This window comes from Myroides odoratimimus (assembly GCF_030326305.1).
GTDB lineage: Bacteria > Bacteroidota > Bacteroidia > Flavobacteriales > Flavobacteriaceae > Flavobacterium > Flavobacterium odoratimimum_A.
This window is the reverse complement of record NZ_JACAKB010000003.1, coordinates 214,884-231,129: the sequence shown is the minus strand read 5'-3', so window position 1 is coordinate 231,129 and position 16,246 is coordinate 214,884. Positions and strand designations below refer to the sequence as shown.

Annotated in this window: 13 protein-coding genes; 4 read left to right on the top strand and 9 right to left on the bottom strand. The window is 35.6% G+C overall.

All coding sequences use genetic code 11. From position 1 onward, the window contains the following. Positions 1-30 precede the first annotated feature (30 nt). The 3 genes from HX049_RS04365 to HX049_RS04355 all read right to left on the bottom strand — a co-directional run bounded on the left by HX049_RS04365 (position 31) and on the right by HX049_RS04355 (position 5,168). On the bottom strand, positions 31-507 hold the full coding sequence (locus HX049_RS04365) for a sugar-binding protein (protein WP_286414309.1): 477 nt from the start codon (positions 505-507) through the stop codon (positions 31-33). A gap of 80 nt (positions 508-587) precedes the next feature. Further along, entirely contained in the window at positions 588-2,102 is a 1,515-nt protein-coding gene (locus HX049_RS04360) for a RagB/SusD family nutrient uptake outer membrane protein (protein ID WP_286414307.1), read from the bottom strand. Positions 2,103-2,108: 6 nt separating this feature from the next. After that, positions 2,109-5,168 carry a SusC/RagA family TonB-linked outer membrane protein gene (locus tag HX049_RS04355; protein ID WP_286414305.1) on the bottom strand — a complete coding sequence of 1,020 codons (3,060 nt, stop codon included), beginning with the start codon at positions 5,166-5,168 and terminating at the stop codon, positions 2,109-2,111. 407 nt (positions 5,169-5,575) lie between these two features. Here HX049_RS04355 and HX049_RS04350 point away from each other — a divergent pair, with 407 nt between their 5' ends. Then, on the top strand, positions 5,576-6,175 hold the full coding sequence (locus tag HX049_RS04350) for a ribonuclease HII (RefSeq protein WP_006259626.1): 600 nt from the start codon (positions 5,576-5,578) through the stop codon (positions 6,173-6,175). A gap of 289 nt (positions 6,176-6,464) precedes the next feature. Here the strand turns inward: HX049_RS04350 and hemL are convergent, their stop codons facing one another. From hemL to HX049_RS04330, 4 genes are all read right to left on the bottom strand, one after another. Continuing rightward, positions 6,465-7,745: a glutamate-1-semialdehyde 2,1-aminomutase gene (gene hemL / locus HX049_RS04345; protein ID WP_286414303.1), complete on the bottom strand. Its 1,281-nt coding sequence runs from the start codon at positions 7,743-7,745 to the stop codon at positions 6,465-6,467. Position 7,746: 1 nt separating this feature from the next. Continuing rightward, complete coding sequence (locus HX049_RS04340) at positions 7,747-8,643, bottom strand: glucosaminidase domain-containing protein (RefSeq protein ID WP_131540255.1); 897 nt, start codon at positions 8,641-8,643, stop codon at positions 7,747-7,749. An 81-nt stretch (positions 8,644-8,724) separates the two neighbouring features. Then, positions 8,725-9,603 (bottom strand): 1-aminocyclopropane-1-carboxylate deaminase/D-cysteine desulfhydrase, encoded by an 879-nt coding sequence (locus HX049_RS04335; protein WP_286414302.1) that lies wholly within the window; start codon positions 9,601-9,603, stop codon positions 8,725-8,727. After that, positions 9,596-9,928 (bottom strand): hypothetical protein, encoded by a 333-nt coding sequence (locus HX049_RS04330; protein WP_006259630.1) that lies wholly within the window; start codon positions 9,926-9,928, stop codon positions 9,596-9,598. Before HX049_RS04330 ends, HX049_RS04335 begins: the two co-directional genes overlap by 8 nt. A gap of 180 nt (positions 9,929-10,108) precedes the next feature. Here HX049_RS04330 and HX049_RS04325 point away from each other — a divergent pair, with 180 nt between their 5' ends. From HX049_RS04325 to HX049_RS04315, 3 genes are all read left to right on the top strand, one after another. After that, positions 10,109-12,097, top strand: coding sequence for a urocanate hydratase (locus HX049_RS04325; protein WP_286414301.1), 1,989 nt, complete (start codon positions 10,109-10,111; stop codon positions 12,095-12,097). A gap of 20 nt (positions 12,098-12,117) precedes the next feature. Then, a complete protein-coding gene (locus HX049_RS04320) occupies positions 12,118-12,675 on the top strand; it encodes a DUF4136 domain-containing protein (RefSeq protein WP_006259632.1) in 558 nt (185 codons plus the stop codon). A 177-nt stretch (positions 12,676-12,852) separates the two neighbouring features. Continuing rightward, positions 12,853-14,604 (top strand): aromatic amino acid hydroxylase, encoded by a 1,752-nt coding sequence (locus HX049_RS04315; RefSeq protein ID WP_286414300.1) that lies wholly within the window; start codon positions 12,853-12,855, stop codon positions 14,602-14,604. On the opposite strand, the gene HX049_RS04310 is transcribed toward HX049_RS04315, so the two are convergent. Together HX049_RS04310 and HX049_RS04305 are read right to left on the bottom strand one after the other, a co-directional pair. Continuing rightward, positions 14,599-15,231 (bottom strand): DUF4230 domain-containing protein, encoded by a 633-nt coding sequence (locus HX049_RS04310; protein ID WP_283840453.1) that lies wholly within the window; start codon positions 15,229-15,231, stop codon positions 14,599-14,601. The genes HX049_RS04315 and HX049_RS04310 overlap by 6 nt on opposite strands. A 2-nt stretch (positions 15,232-15,233) precedes the next feature. Then, entirely contained in the window at positions 15,234-16,190 is a 957-nt protein-coding gene (locus HX049_RS04305) for a GSCFA domain-containing protein (RefSeq protein ID WP_286414299.1), read from the bottom strand. Between the last annotated feature and the right edge of the window lie 56 nt (positions 16,191-16,246).

The window sequence follows — 16,246 nt, the reverse complement described above, 5'->3', positions numbered from 1 at the left end:
AGGTTTTTTTATTTTAGATACTACATAGGATTATTTCTCTGGCTCTCTAATAATAACATAATCAAACTTAAACAATTTAGAAGTATCTTTTCCTTTAATTTCTATATTAGTAGGATACCCAAATTCATGAGAGGCAGTCGTTTTAAATGTATATACCTCTCCTGTCTTTTTATTAGTAGCTGTCTCTATATTGTTCTTAGAACTTTGAACAAAACGGATTAGATCACCACCGGGAAAATAGTCAAATGTCAAATTATACTCACTGTGTACAAATGGATTATATCCTGTACCATAAGTATAGTTAAATAATTCACCTATATCGTCCGATACTGAAGTCAGATTACCACGGTTATCATAGTCATAAGTATAAACTTTATCACTACTAGATGCCTTAACTACATTACCGCTTGAATATTCATACACAAAAGAACTCTTCTTACCTGTCAAATCATTCAAATAGTCAAATATACAGCCTATACTAACTAAATTATATTCTCTTTTATTCACAGATAGTAATAATAAATTATTTTACAACAAAAAAGGCTTTCGCATCTGCGAAAGCCTTTATATTAAACATTACTTAAAAACTAGTAACCTTTGTTTTGATCGATTTTACTATCATTGATCTCACTACGAGGTATAGGGAATGCTAACTTAGCATCACCATATTTAATTCCATCCTTAGATTGAGGCGTAGCACCTAAATTCTCTTTATTACGCATTTGATCGTCGAAACGGAATCCTTCAAATACTAATTCTTTACGTCTCTCTGCTAATACAGTTTCTAACGTTAAAGAAGTAAATTTAGACTTAGGGTTACCTTCATATCTTTCTTCAGCCACCTTATTAACTAATTCTAAAGCTCTTGTAACATTTGATTTTGTACGAACTGCAGCCTCGGCGTAGTTATAAATTAACTCCTCGTAACGCATAACCTTGATGTTAGAGCTAACAGCTGTATACTTACCAAAATTACGGTAGTACTCTTCTTTATAACGATTTTTCGGATCTACTTCAACAGTACCATCTAATTCCTCCTTAGTTAAAGGAATGTACTCTTTAGACACAAGTTTATATGCTCCTTTTTCATCTTTTACCATATTCATCCCCTGCATCTCTTCTGATGAACGGATATCTGTTTTGTCTGTAAAAAGAGCTTTTAAGTTCTCTTCTATACCTACAACATCTCCATATCCTAAATAAGAATAGATATATGATAATCCATTAATACCTTGGTTATTGATATTATCTTGTGCTAATTCTAATATAGAGTTACTTTGTGGCTCTTCAGCTCTAAATGAAGCAACATATGCACTTCTTTGAACAACAGCACCACCTAAACTCAATGCTTTCTCAGCACTTTCCATTGCAATGTTATAATCTGCACTATCAAATGCTCCAAAAAACAATGCCACTCTTGATTTCACACCATTAATTGATTGTGCATTGAAACGTGTTTTCTTAGTTGCATTCTTATCTACTAAAGTCAAAGCCTCATCTAAATCTCTATAAATAAGATCTCTAACTTCTCTAACAGAAAGTCTTTTGTAATTTTTAGCATCTAATTCACCAAACTGCGTAATATAAGGTACTCCTAATCCTGCTAATCCAGCATTGTCAACATTTTGTTGTCCAAATAAACGCAATAGATCAAAATGAGCTAATGCTCTTATTGCTAAAGCTTCAGCTTTTCCTTGATTAATATCAGTTTTATCACCTATCGTAATATTAGAACCTATAGCTAAGTTAGCAGAACTAATTACCTCATAAATCTTCTTCCATGTATCTGATGGAAAAGCATGAGTAGGAGTCAAAGTAAAACTAGATACATTTTGAAAACGGTTAGAAAAACCAGCCGCCGCATATGCATTATCTCCACGTACTTCACTGAAGATAACCATATCACGTCCGTAGTAATTATAATTTACCATTCTATAATATGCACCAGATACTGCCGCTCTTAAGTCAGTAGCAGATACTAGTGGCTTAGATTCGATATCTCGAGCACCTTCTAATGTAGCGTCTAATCTATCATCTGAACAACTAGTCATTCCAGCAGATAAAAGAACTACAGATAATATTGAAAATATAATTTTTTTCATAACTTTTTAAAACTTAACATTTACAGAGAATACTACTGATTTTACAGGCGGAGTAGCTACACTAACGTAACCTGAAGGGTCAACCTCTGGATCATATTTTAATCCTTTGTCTTTAACCCATGTCCATAAGTTCGTTCCAATAACTGAGAAACTTAAACCATCAACTTTCAAAGCTCTTGTAAATTCAGAATTGAAATTATATCCTAAAGTAACATTACGCAATCTAATATAATCTCCATCGTGTAAGAATCTAGTAGATGGACTTGTGAAATTCTTGTTACCTCCAGTAGCAGTGTACTCTACGATTGGCACGTTAGTAATATCACCTGGCTTTTGCCATCTATCTAACATCTCTACAGAAGCATTTGAAGAAACTAAAGCACTTGTAGTACCAGCTGTTTTAAATGCATACTGCTCATATACTTTATGTCCTCCAGCGAAAGTAAACATACCATCTAAGAAGAATCCTTTATAATCTACGTGTAAGTTAGCACCTCCAGTATATTTTGGTAAAGCACTCGCTCTTTGGAATCTATGTTCTGCTTTAGAATAATCAGAAGTAGCATTACCATCTTTATCAAACCACATAGGTTGTCCTGTAGCAGGATCAACTCCAGCCCATGTTGGCATATACCACTCACCTACTTCATGTCCAGCTACATCAGCATTATAAGATTTATAAACCTCCAACTCTTTTCCATCAACAACAGGCATCTCAGTAATTCTATTACGAACTGTACCAAAGTTAAAACCAACAGAAACATTAAAATCATCAGATCTAACAACTTCCCCATTGAACTCTACTTCAATACCACGGTTATTCATAGCTCCCATATTCATCATTTGGCTAGTGAAACCAGACATTTTAGAAAGAGATCTATTGTATAGTAAGTCACTTGTTTTACTGTCAAAATAAGCAGCTCCTAATGTAATACGCTCATTAAATAACCCTAAAGTAAAACCAAAGTCCATTTTTTGTTGTTTCTCCCATCCAATTGGTCCTCCAATCTGAGTTGGAATAAGCGCTGCCTCTCCATCATAAGATACGATATCAGCACGACGTACAAATTGATTAGGATTAATCTGAGAGTTACCATTCGTACCATAAGACCCTCTAAGACGTAATGTCGAAATAGTTTGTTGATTTTGCATCCACTCTTCCATATGCATATTCCATGCACCACCAACTGAATAGAAGTAACCTATTCTATCTGTAAATTTAGAAGAACCTTCACGTCTTCCTGTTACATCTACTAAGAATCTATTTTGATAGTTATAGTTTAAGATACCTACATATCCTAAGTTAGAATCATCTAAGAAATCATATCCAGCATCTCTATTAGCAGCCGCAGCAGCTAAAGAATTGAATCCATCTAAGATGATTTGTCCCGTTCCTTGTAAGAAGCTACGTTTAGATTTTTGATATTCTACTAATACTTTAGCATCGAACTTATGGTTCTCTCCTAAATAGAATCTATAGTCTAATCCGTTTTGAGCTACATAACTAAAGTTTCTTCTAACATATTTAGCAGCAGTACCATCATAAGTTCTACCATCACCATGAATAGGGTTTCTATACTCAGAATAATCTGCTAATGTATAATCAATACCCATAGAAGAAGTAAACTTCAAGTTATCAGTAATAGCATAACTAATAGAATTAGAATTAATTACACGAGTAACATCATTCAAATTTTGATTATGCTTTGTAGTATATACAACATTGTGATATCCTGATGGTGGTAGATAGTAACTACCATCTTCGTTATACAATGGGTTCCATGGATTCATAACTAACTTAATATAGTTAGGATTCGAGAAATATGATCCCCCTTCAGAAATACCATTTTGTTTAGTATTTGTAACTTTAATACTAGTATTAAATTCGATTTTATCACTTAATTTTTGCATAAAGCTTAAAGAAGCTCCGATACGTCTAAAATCAGATCCGATAACAGTACTCTCCATTTTGTCATGTGACATAGATGCGTAGAAATTGTTACGCTCACCACCACCTGTAGCAGAGAAGTTGATACTAGTTAAAGGTGCATCTGCATTCTTAACATATTCACCCCAATCATTATCAGGACGGCCTGCAGCAATCCAATTACTGTAACCACCTGCATTAGCATGTTTAGGTTGTGTTAATGCCCAAGCTCCAGCTTCTGCACGAGTGAACCCATTTGCAGCACCGAAAGTATTATATAACCCATCTAAATAAAGCTCTTCTTTCTGATTAGATGATAATAATTTAGGTCCTCTAACAGCGTTATTTTGGAATCCTACACGCGCACTTAAATTATATTTAGTAGCTCCTGATTTACCTCTTTTAGTAGTAATCAAGATTACCCCATTTGTACCACGAGCACCATATACTGCAGTCGCACCAGCATCTTTTAATACAGTCATAGACTCAATATCTGCTGGGTTAATTGTTGCTAATAATGATAATGATGTAGAAGGTGAGTCTGATCCTTGATTTCCTCCAGAGAAATCCCCATCATACATAGGCACACCATCGATAACGTATAACGGCTCATTAGTAGCAGTCATAGAGTTACGTCCACGAATACGAATATTTTGTTTAGCTCCAGGAGAACCAGATGAAGCAGACATTTGTAAACCTGCCACACGTCCTTGTAAAGCTTGGTCAGCAGAAGCCAATGGAGTGGCTGCAACAGCATCACCTTTAATAGCTACAGCATTACCTGTTACTTCATTCTTAGTTTTAACCTGCCCATAAGCTAACACTACTACTTCTTCTAACACAGAATCTTCCGATTCTAAAGAAACATTATAGTTATTCGCTGTAGACACTTTATATTCTTTATCGTTCATTCCGATGAAAGAATATACCAATACATCTCCAGGTTTTACCTTAAGAGAGTAGTTTCCATCTAGATCTGTTTGAGTACCCTCGTTAGTCCCCTTGATTACCACGCTTACACCTGGTAATGGAAGTCCTCCTTCTGATACTACTCCAGATAGAGTCTTTTCTTGTGCAAAAGAAGTTTGCACAGCTAGCCCTGCTACAAGAGCTAAAGTCCATCTTAACTTAGAAATCATTATTAAATTGAATTAGTTAGTTCACAAATCTAAAAAAGTAATTAGATAACCTAACTAGAATACCCATTATTAACAATACTAACCAATTGCATTCACAATACATTAATTAATATTTAAAATATTAACAATTAAAAAATACATACAATTAAATAAAATGACAATAACTAAACATCAAAACAATTGTTTTTTTAACTCAATGCTAAAAAAAACAAAATTGACTTATTTTTTTTAACACTTAAATCTTCCAATACCACTAAATACGCCTTATCACCAAAAAAAAATCACTAAAAAACTCATCGTTTTTTAACAAAACATTGAACTAAGAACTATAAAATTTATCATAAGATTCTCTCTAACTATCCAGCTAATATTATTTACATTTGCGGTAATTAAAAACGAGACTTTAGATGTTATTAAAAAATTTCTCCGAGTTTAGCTTAGAAGCTGGTACTGACGAAGCTGGTAGAGGATGTATCGCTGGTCCTGTAACGGCTGCAGCTGTAATACTCCCACTAGACTTTATCAATGAAGAAATAAACGATTCTAAAAAAATCACCTCTAAGATACGATACAAACTCCGAGATATCATAGAAGATCAGGCATTAACTTATAAAGTGACTCATCTTCACGAAGACGCAATCGAAGAACTAAACATCTTACACGCTTCTATTAAGGCTATGACTCTTTCTGTACTTGACTTAGACCCTAAACCAGAGTTTCTCATTATAGATGGAAATAAGTTCACTCCTATCCCAGATTTACCTCATCAGTGTATTGTCAAAGGAGATATGAAATATCTAAGCTTAGCAGCTGCCTCTATATTAGCAAAGACGTATCGAGATGATTATATGGATAAAATCCACGAGGAATTCCCAATGTACAATTGGAAGAAAAACAAAGGATACCCTACTAAAGAACACAGAGAAGCTATTGCAAAATATGGCCCTTGCAAGTACCATAGAATGTCTTTTAAACTTCTACCTGATCAATTAAAACTAGACTTATAATAGCCTAAACACTATAGATTACAAGCACACTTCGGTGTGCTTTTTTATTAACAACATCTCACTACAGTCTACACAATATCTCATTTAGTCCTCATAGACACCTATCATAACATAATGATAAGACACTTATCGCATAGTGATCGCATTAAAAACAGGCAAAAATATGCGACCACTATCCCATCACTATGCGACCACTATGCGATAACTCCCAAAATAGCAGATAAAAAAATAACCTATTCTAAGGAAAGAATAGGTTATTGATCTGTATTTTGAAATTGCAATAATTCGCTTAAGAGAAAATTTTATTTACTGCATTAATCGTGTAATCTAAATCTTCATAAGTCAATGCGTCAGTAATAAACCAAGTTTCATAAGATGATGGAGCGATATATACCCCTTCAGCTAATAATCCATGGAAGAATTTCTTAAACGTATCGTTATTACCATACCCTGCTGTTTCGAAATCAACTACTTCTCTTTCGTCAAAGAATACAGAGATCATAGATCCCACACGGTTAATCGTATAAGCTACTTTATTATCTGTTAATACCTTGCGCATTCCTTTTTCTAAATATGCTGTCTTTTCTTCAAGGCGCTTAAATAGATCAGCATCTTTATTAATTTCTTGTAACATCGTAAGACCAGCTGCCATCGCTAATGGATTACCAGATAGTGTTCCTGCTTGGTATACAGGTCCTACTGGTGCAAGGTAATTCATAATCTCGTTACGAGAAGCAAAAGCTCCTACTGGCAATCCTCCACCAATCACTTTACCAAAAGTAACGATGTCGGCATTCACACCAAATAATTCTTGTGCTCCACCTTTCGCTAGACGGAAGCCTGTCATCACCTCATCAAAGATTAATAACGTACCATGCTTATCACATAACGCTCTTAATCCCTCTAAGAATCCTTTTGCAGGAGGTACACATCCCATATTCCCCGCTACAGGCTCGATGATGATCGCAGCTACTTCTCCTTTGTTTGCTTCTAGGATAGACTCTACATTACTCAGATTATTATAATCTGCTAACAAAGTATCTTTTGCTGTACCTGCAGTTACACCAGGACTGTTAGGTGAACCAAAAGTAACAGCTCCACTTCCTGCAGAGATCAAGAATGAATCTGAGTGCCCGTGATAACAACCTTTAAATTTGATAATCTTCTCTCTATCTGTATACCCTCTAGCTAATCTAATAGCACTCATACAGGCTTCTGTACCAGAATTCACAAAGCGAATTTTATCAATATTAGGTACCATAGATACAGCTAGCTCAGCTATCTGTGTCTCTATCTCTGTAGGCATCCCAAAAGAAGTCCCTAGTTTTGCTTTTTCGACTACAGCATTAACTACTGGCTCATAAGCATGTCCTAAGATCATAGGTCCCCAAGAGTTAATATAATCTATAAGTTTATTACCATCCTCATCGTATAAATATGCTCCTTTAGCCTCTTTAACGAAGATAGGAGTTCCTCCGACAGATTTAAAAGCACGTACTGGAGAGTTAACTCCTCCTGGTATCACTTTCTCAGCTTCTGCAAAAAGCTTACTACTTCTTTGGTATAACATATTATTTTATTTTTAAAGTTTGACCTATTGAAAGGTTTGTTCCTGTTAATTTATTCATTTTCTGTACTTGTGCTACAGTGGTATTATATCTCTTAGAGATAGAGTATAATGTATCACCTTTTTTCACTACATGTACCGTCCCTTTACTTTTAGCACTAGACTGAGAAGACTTCGATGTAGATTTAGTTTCCGTTACTGCACTAGGTTTATCAGTCGTTGTAGCTATTGTTCTAGGTCTAGGCCCTGTCACAGTCTTATTTAGCACCTCAGCATCGTATTTATACAGTTCATATCGTTCGATAAGACTGATCAACTTCTCAGCATATCTAGGGTCAGTAGCATACCCAGCACTCTTTAGTCCTACTGCCCATCCTTCATAATCATCCTTTTCTAATAAAAACAGACTGCTATAACGCCCTCTATTCGTTAAGAACAGAGAGTGGTCTGTATAAGATTCGTTAGGATTGCTATATTTTCTAAAGCATTCGTCTGGTGCATCATCTGTATGGCGTACAGACTCACCGTCCCATCCTTGATGACACTTAATACCGAAGTGGTTATTCGCATTTCTACTCAGTGTCCCTTGTCCTGAGCCAGACTCTAACACCCCTTGAGCTAATTTAATACTAGCAGGGATCCCGTATGTCGTCATATTATCTTTTGCAACATCTTTATATGTAAGTATATAGTCGCGTATCATATCAGTCGTCACACTTAGTCTAGAGGTAGCTTCTAAGACCTCACTAGAGCTTCTCTTCTTCTCTTCTTTTTTTCTATCCACTTCATTTTTCTGAAGTTTATCTCTATACTCAGACTTAGACACGAGTTCTTTTTCTTTTACTTTTTTTCCAGTAGGAGCAGGATATCTCTTCGTAGTTAGAGCCTTACTCTTAGGCATTGGAGTTTTCTTGCTAGCACACCCAACAAGAAAAACCATACAAATAAAAAAAATGATTCTTCTATACATACATTACTATTGCTAAATATTTATCTTTTCATTCCAACCTTGCAAGCCACCAGTGTGTATTACAAGTATTTTACTATTATCCTTAAATCTTCCTTTCTTAATCTCTTCTAACACCCCGTATATCATCTTACCATTATAAATAGGATCAAACAAAACGCCTGTTTGTTTATAGAGCTCTCTTAAAAATGATAACAACTCCTCATTATACTTTGCATATCCTCCGAAGTGATAGTCTAAGACTAGGTCCCAATTATTGTTAGTAACAAACTTACGAATATCCTCATATAAAAAGCTTCCTTTAAGGGCAGGAAAGCCTAATATTGTTTGATTCTGATGAGAACTGTTAATAATACCTGCTATCGTCCCCCCTGTTCCTACAGCTGTACAGATATAATCAAAGGCCTCATCACCTTCTTTTAATATTTCTTCTGTTCCCTTTATTGCCTCTGCATTCGTTCCTCCTTCTGGTACTAAATAAAAATCTCCATACCTAGCTTTTAGTCTATCGATGATCTCTACCTCTCCTTTACTTCTATACTCTGTGCGCGTCATAAAACCAAGCGTCATTCCATCCTCTACTGCCTTCGTTAGTGTTGGATTGCCTGCGTAGTTATTTTCTAGCTCTTCACCTCTAATGATACCTATCGTCTCTACTCCACAGATACGTCCTGCCGCGGCAGTAGCGGCTATATGGTTAGAATATGCCCCACCGAATGTCAAAAGCTTACTATATCCTAACTCTTGCGCCTTTAAAATATTGTACTTTAATTTTCTAAACTTATTACCTGATACTTCTTCATGTAATAAATCTTCTCTCTTGACAAAAATAGTAATCCCTCTAGGCAATTCTACTTTCAATTGTTCATTATATACATTCTCGCTCTCAAACATTAGTATTATTTCTTAAGAATGAATAAAGTCTTCTCGTTTTTAAATAGTCAAGATTGTGTTCATATTGATACGCTTCTCTTTCAAACAGGTTCTTACGATATGCCTTTTTCACATCCTTAGTTTGAAAATAACGCCACACAAAATCTAAAACATACCAAAGATAAAATAACACAATCAACAGTTCTATTTGTTGCCTTAGATGGATGCGTTCATGATTTAGTAAATAACGATCTCCTTTAGATTCTGCTGATCTTAAAATAATAAAGGGAAACAATGTTATTCCCTGATATCCTTTAGGAACTAAATATTTACAAACAATTACCACTCTCTTTTTTTAGAACTTTTTAATAATCGAGATATTAATTTTATCCAAGTTTATTACTATCTTCCCATCAGTTTTACTACAGCTAGTGTAATAAAGCGTCAACGTAGCAAAAATAGTTAATGATTTGGCTAATTCACTAGTATTTAAATAAAAATTAATAACAAACAAAAAATTATAAAAATGACTTTTCAAGAACATATTTTACAAGGGATACCGACTGTGTTACCTCCTAAGAAAGAGTATGATTTATCTATCAACCACGCTCCTAAGAGAAAAGAAATCTTATCTGATGATGAGAAAGTATTAGCCCTTAAGAATGCGCTACGCTATTTCCCAAGTGAGAACCACAGCACACTTATCCCTGAGTTCAAAGAAGAACTTGAAAAGTACGGAAGAATCTATATGTACCGTCTACGCCCGGACTACAAGATGTATGCTAGACCGATAGATGAATATCCTGGACAATGTCTACAAGCGAAGGCAATCATGCTAATGATCCAAAACAACCTTGACTATGCTGTAGCTCAACATCCACATGAGTTAATTACTTACGGAGGTAATGGAGCTGTGTTCTCTAACTGGGCTCAATACTTACTGACGATGAAGTATTTAGGAGAGATGACTGACGAGCAGACATTAGTAATGTATTCTGGTCATCCTATGGGACTATTCCCTTCTCATAAAAACGCACCTCGTGTAGTAGTGACTAATGGTATGATGATCCCTAACTACTCGAAACCGGATGATTGGGAAAAGTTCAATGCGTTAGGTGTGACACAGTACGGTCAGATGACTGCAGGTAGCTATATGTATATAGGTCCTCAAGGTATCGTACATGGGACAACAATCACAGTGCTAAACGGCGGTAGAAAAATAGCTAAAAACGGAGAAGGATTAGCAGGTAAGCTGTTTGTGACTTCAGGATTAGGAGGAATGAGTGGTGCTCAACCAAAAGCTGGAAATATTGCAGGATGTATTACGGTATGTGCAGAGGTAAACCCTAAAGCAGTACATACTAGACATTCTCAAGGATGGGTAGATGAAGTAATAACTGATATCAACGCCCTAGTCGTTCGCGTTAAAAAAGCACAAGAGGATAAAGAAATCGTATCTATCGCATACCAAGGTAACGTAGTGGATATATGGGAAGAATTTGACAAACAAGATTTATACATAGACTTAGGTTCTGATCAGACCTCTCTTCACAACCCTTGGGCAGGTGGATACTACCCAGTAGGCGTTGCTTTTGAAGAAGCAAATGACTTAATGGCTAATAACCCAGCTAAGTTTAAAGAACTAGTACAAGAGTCTCTAAGACGACAAGCTGCCGCTATTAATAAACACACAGCTAAAGGAACTTATTTCTTTGACTATGGAAATGCTTTCTTATTAGAAGCTTCTAGAGCAGGAGCTGATGTTATGGCAGCTAATAATATCGACTTTAAATACCCTAGTTATGTACAGGATATTATGGGGCCAATGTGTTTTGACTACGGATTTGGACCATTTAGATGGGTATGTACATCCGGAAATCCAGAAGATCTAGCCAAAACAGATGAGATCGCTTGTGAGGTATTAGAAGAGATGATTAAAAACTCGCCTGTAGAAATACAACAACAGATGGCTGATAATATCCGTTGGATAAAAGGAGCTCAAGAGAATAAACTAGTAGTAGGGTCACAAGCTCGTATCTTATATGCAGATGCTGAAGGGCGTATTAATATCGCCAGAGCATTTAACGACGCTATTAAAGCAGGTAAGATAGGCCCTGTAGTATTAGGAAGAGATCACCATGATGTATCTGGTACAGACTCTCCATATAGAGAAACATCTAATATCTATGATGGTTCTAAATTCACAGCCGATATGGCTATCCATAACGTTATCGGAGACAGCTTCAGAGGAGCTACTTGGGTATCTATCCACAATGGTGGTGGTGTAGGATGGGGAGAAGTAATCAATGGTGGTTTTGGTATGTTACTTGATGGTACTATTGAAGCACAAAAAAGATTAGAATCAATGCTATTCTGGGATGTTAATAATGGAATCGCTAGAAGAAGCTGGGCTAGAAATGACGAAGCTATTTTTGCAATAAAAAGAGCGATGGAAGTAGAACCACTTCTAAAAGTAACTATTCCAAATATAGTAGATGAAAACTTATTGAAATAACAATTAAAACAATTTCACTCATGAAAGCTATTAAATTATTACCACTAGCTCTATTGATGTTATTTATAGCATCATGTAGTAGCGTTAAAGTAACAGCTGATTATGATAAAGCTGTAGACTTCGAACAATACAAAACGTATGCTTTCTTTAAAGAAGGTATTGATCAAGCAACGATTAATGACTTAGACAAGAAGAGAATTCTAACTGCTATTGATAGTAATCTTACAGCAAAAGGTTTTACAAAAGCTAGTAGCAATCCTGATTTTGTTATTAATATTTTCACTAAAGCGTCAAAACAAGTCAATGTGACTACCCATAACAACTTCTATTCTCCTTACGGATACTACGGTTGGGGATGGGGACCATATTGGGGACCTAATAATACGACAGTGTCTACTTCTATAGAGGGGACACTTTATATAGACGTTCTAGACACAAAGAAAAAAGCCTTAATCTGGCAAGGAATAGGAACAGGATACCTAGACAATGCACCTACTCCAGAGAAAAAAGAAGAGAGAATACATGAGTTTATCGAAAAGATATTAACTAAGTTCCCTCCTACACTAGAGAAGAAATAATTCTTCCTATAGATGATATACACAGAGGCTTTCCCTTACAGGAGAGCCTCTGTTCTTTTATACTTTTCTAAAGAATTCTCTTAATGATTCGATTAAAAACACAATAATAGGGTATTCTGAGTGCCTATCGTCCATTGTTTTTATTATATTTACGACAAACAATAACAAATTTCATTTATGAAAACACAAGAATATGAAAGTAACGACTTGATCGAAAGATTGCCACAGCATTTAAAACAATTTATCAAACCACAGAGTTATCAGGATTATACACCTATTAATCAAGCTGTGTGGCGATACGTTATGCGTAAAAATGTTGATTATCTATCTAAAGTTGCTCACGAATCATATCTTGACGGTCTAGCTAAAACAGGTATTTCTATAGAAAGTATCCCTAGTATGTATGGGATGAATAGAATATTAAAAGAAATTGGTTGGGCTGCTGTAGCAGTAGATGGCTTTATACCACCGAATGCCTTTATGGAGTTTCAGGCGTATAAAGTACTTGTTATTGCATCAGATATTAGACAATTAGAAAATATAGAATACACACCTGCACCAGACATTATACACGAAGGGGCAGGACATGCTCCTATTATCGCTAACCCTGAGTATGCTGAGTATCTGAGACGCTTCGGAGAGATAGGCTGTAAGGCTATTTCTTCTGGCAGAGACTATGAGATATATGAAGCTATCCGCTTACTGTCTATCTTAAAAGAGGCTGAGGGTGTAGACCCTGAAGAAATCAAAAAGGCAGAAGAGCAGGTAGATTATTTACAAGGTATAACAGAAGAACCTTCTGAGATGGCACTTATCCGTAATCTTCACTGGTGGACAGTAGAGTATGGATTAATCGGTACTACGGATAACCCTAAGATATACGGAGCAGGCTTACTATCTTCTATCGGAGAGAGTGCATGGTGTATGACTGATAATGTAAAAAAACTTCCTTACAGCATAGAAGCTGCATACCAAGGCTTTGATATCACTAAACCTCAACCTCAGTTATATGTAACTCCTGACTTTGCTTATCTAAGTGAAGTATTAGAAGAGTTTGCAAATAAGATGGCTTTAAGAAAAGGAGGCTTAATGGGAATAAACAAACTAATAGACTCTAAAGCCTTAGGTACGATAGAACTGAATACAGGTCTACAGATATCAGGTGTATTTAAACGTGTAATCGAACACGAAGGCAAACCTGCTTATGTGCAGACAACAGGCAAAACAGCTTTAGCCTATAGAGAGAAAGAATTAGTAGGACACGGCACAGAGACTCATCCACATGGTTTTGGTACTGCATTAGGTCGTTTAAAGGGAATCAACCTTGCTATAGAAGACATGAGTCCTAGAGATCTAAAAGCTTATAACTTATATGAAGGCAAGCCAGTAACTCTAGAGTTCGAAGGAGGGATCACTGTATCTGGAACTAATATCACGGGTATTCGCAATATACATGGTAAGATTATTCTGATTAGTTTTAGTGACTGTACAGTGAAGCACAATGATGAAGTACTATTCCAACCAGAATGGGGGACTTATGATATGGCTGTTGGTGCTCATGTGATTTCTGCTTTCTCAGGACCTGCTGACTACCACAGTTTTGATCTAATCAATCACGTTCCTTCTAGCCAAACAATAAAAGCAAAAAGAGACGAGAGTAAAATAAAGCTTGAAAACTTCTACCAAGAAGTTAGAGCCATGAGAGAAGAGAGTAAAACAACTGATTTAAACAACGTACTAGATGTTCTAATCAACGAATACCCTTCTGATTGGTTACTTACAGTAGAAATACTGGAATTAGCTAAAAAAGCTTCAAATACAGTATTAGCTGAAAAAGCAATGAGCCACCTTAAATCTGTTCAAACACACAGACCTGAAGTAGCTCATTTAATCAAAGACGGTATAGATATTATTCTAAAAAGCTTATAAAGCCATATCTAATACCAAGTCTTTATCACTTTGAATAACGTTACCTTGATACTCTAGTTTCCAACCTAGAGTATTGGTAACTATTAATATTTTAGAAAGTTCACTTATAAGTCGATTCTCCGCATTCGATTTTAAAGTGGACTTTTCTATTTTATCTTCTAAGTCTTTCTTCACTTTTGCATTAATCTTATTGTAGTCATCTCCTTTAAAAGGGTTGAAAGTACTCTGCTCTACATCTAGTATTTTATAGTCAGGATATATATTTACTTCTGCTTCTGGTATATATATTAATTGCACTACCTTATTCTTCTCATCGATCTGATATTGCAGTTGACTCAAATCATAAGACACTGTAGCCTTTGCATTAATAATAACCACAGCCTTTTTATCAAAAGAAAGCATATTTAAAAAGTATTTCTGCTGATCCTTATACGTCATTACTTGTGAAAAAGTAGCTTCTGTCACCACTAATTTACTCACATTTTTTAACTGCTCTTGGATTAGAGCTGTATTGTATTGCATATCATCTTTATCCCCCTTCACAAAGCTGTTATACAAAACAACTCCTGCAAACATAAAGAAGAGCACTATAAATATACCGAAGAGTACGCGCAATAACTTTCTCATAACTATCTAAAGTTCATAAATGGATATTTCTCTAATAAGTAATCTATCTTGGCTACCAATGTATCTAAGAAAGCTAAGTGTTGCTCTGCAGTAGGGTTAAAGGGTCTATGGTTCAGTCCTTTTTGCACCTCATCTACTTTATGCATAATCGGATACATATCAGGATGAACCCAAGTCGTCACAAAGCGCTCCCAGATATAATCTATCGCCAACTCATTTGGATGTAACATATCAGCTTTATAAAAGCGATAATCTCTTAACTCATCCATTACAATCTCATAAGAAGGGAAGTAACTAATTTTATCTCCACTTTGCTGATCTAACACATCGTGTAAGGCAGTAAATAATACTGACTTACTTCTCTGATTCTCTACGATACCATCTTTAAAATGTCTCACTGGAGACACTGTAAACACAATCTGTATATCCGGATTAATAGCTTGTACTAATGTAATAATTTTAGACAAGCTAACCTTCACTTCTTCAGTACTTAATAATCTCTTTTTGAAATTACTCTGTGCTACCTTATGACAATTGGCAACAACCATTCCACTCTCGATATGCTCATATACCCAAGCTGTTCCTAAAGTAATATACATAAACGAGCTCTCTTTTAAAGCTACCTGTAAGTCAAACAGCTTTACATTCAGCTTCGTCACGATATCTTCTTCTTCTAATTCATTCAAATCAGAATGTGCGATAAAGCTACTCCACACCTCGTTATGACAGAACACATCTGCACTTGTAAATTCATACCCTTTCACCGCATACTCTAATATGCGCTCTATCGCAATAGGGTGAAACAGAATACCGAATGGATTCACCACACTTTGGAACTGATACTCTTTTAGCTTATCACTTATATTCACAGCAAAACAAGATCCCATAGATAAGATCTTATGCTCGTATTTAATTCTATCCTTTGCTACCTTAGTAGGCACTACTGTACTAAACTTCATAACCTGATGAACTCTTGAACAAAAAAAAGATTCTCATATGAGAATCTTTTTTTATC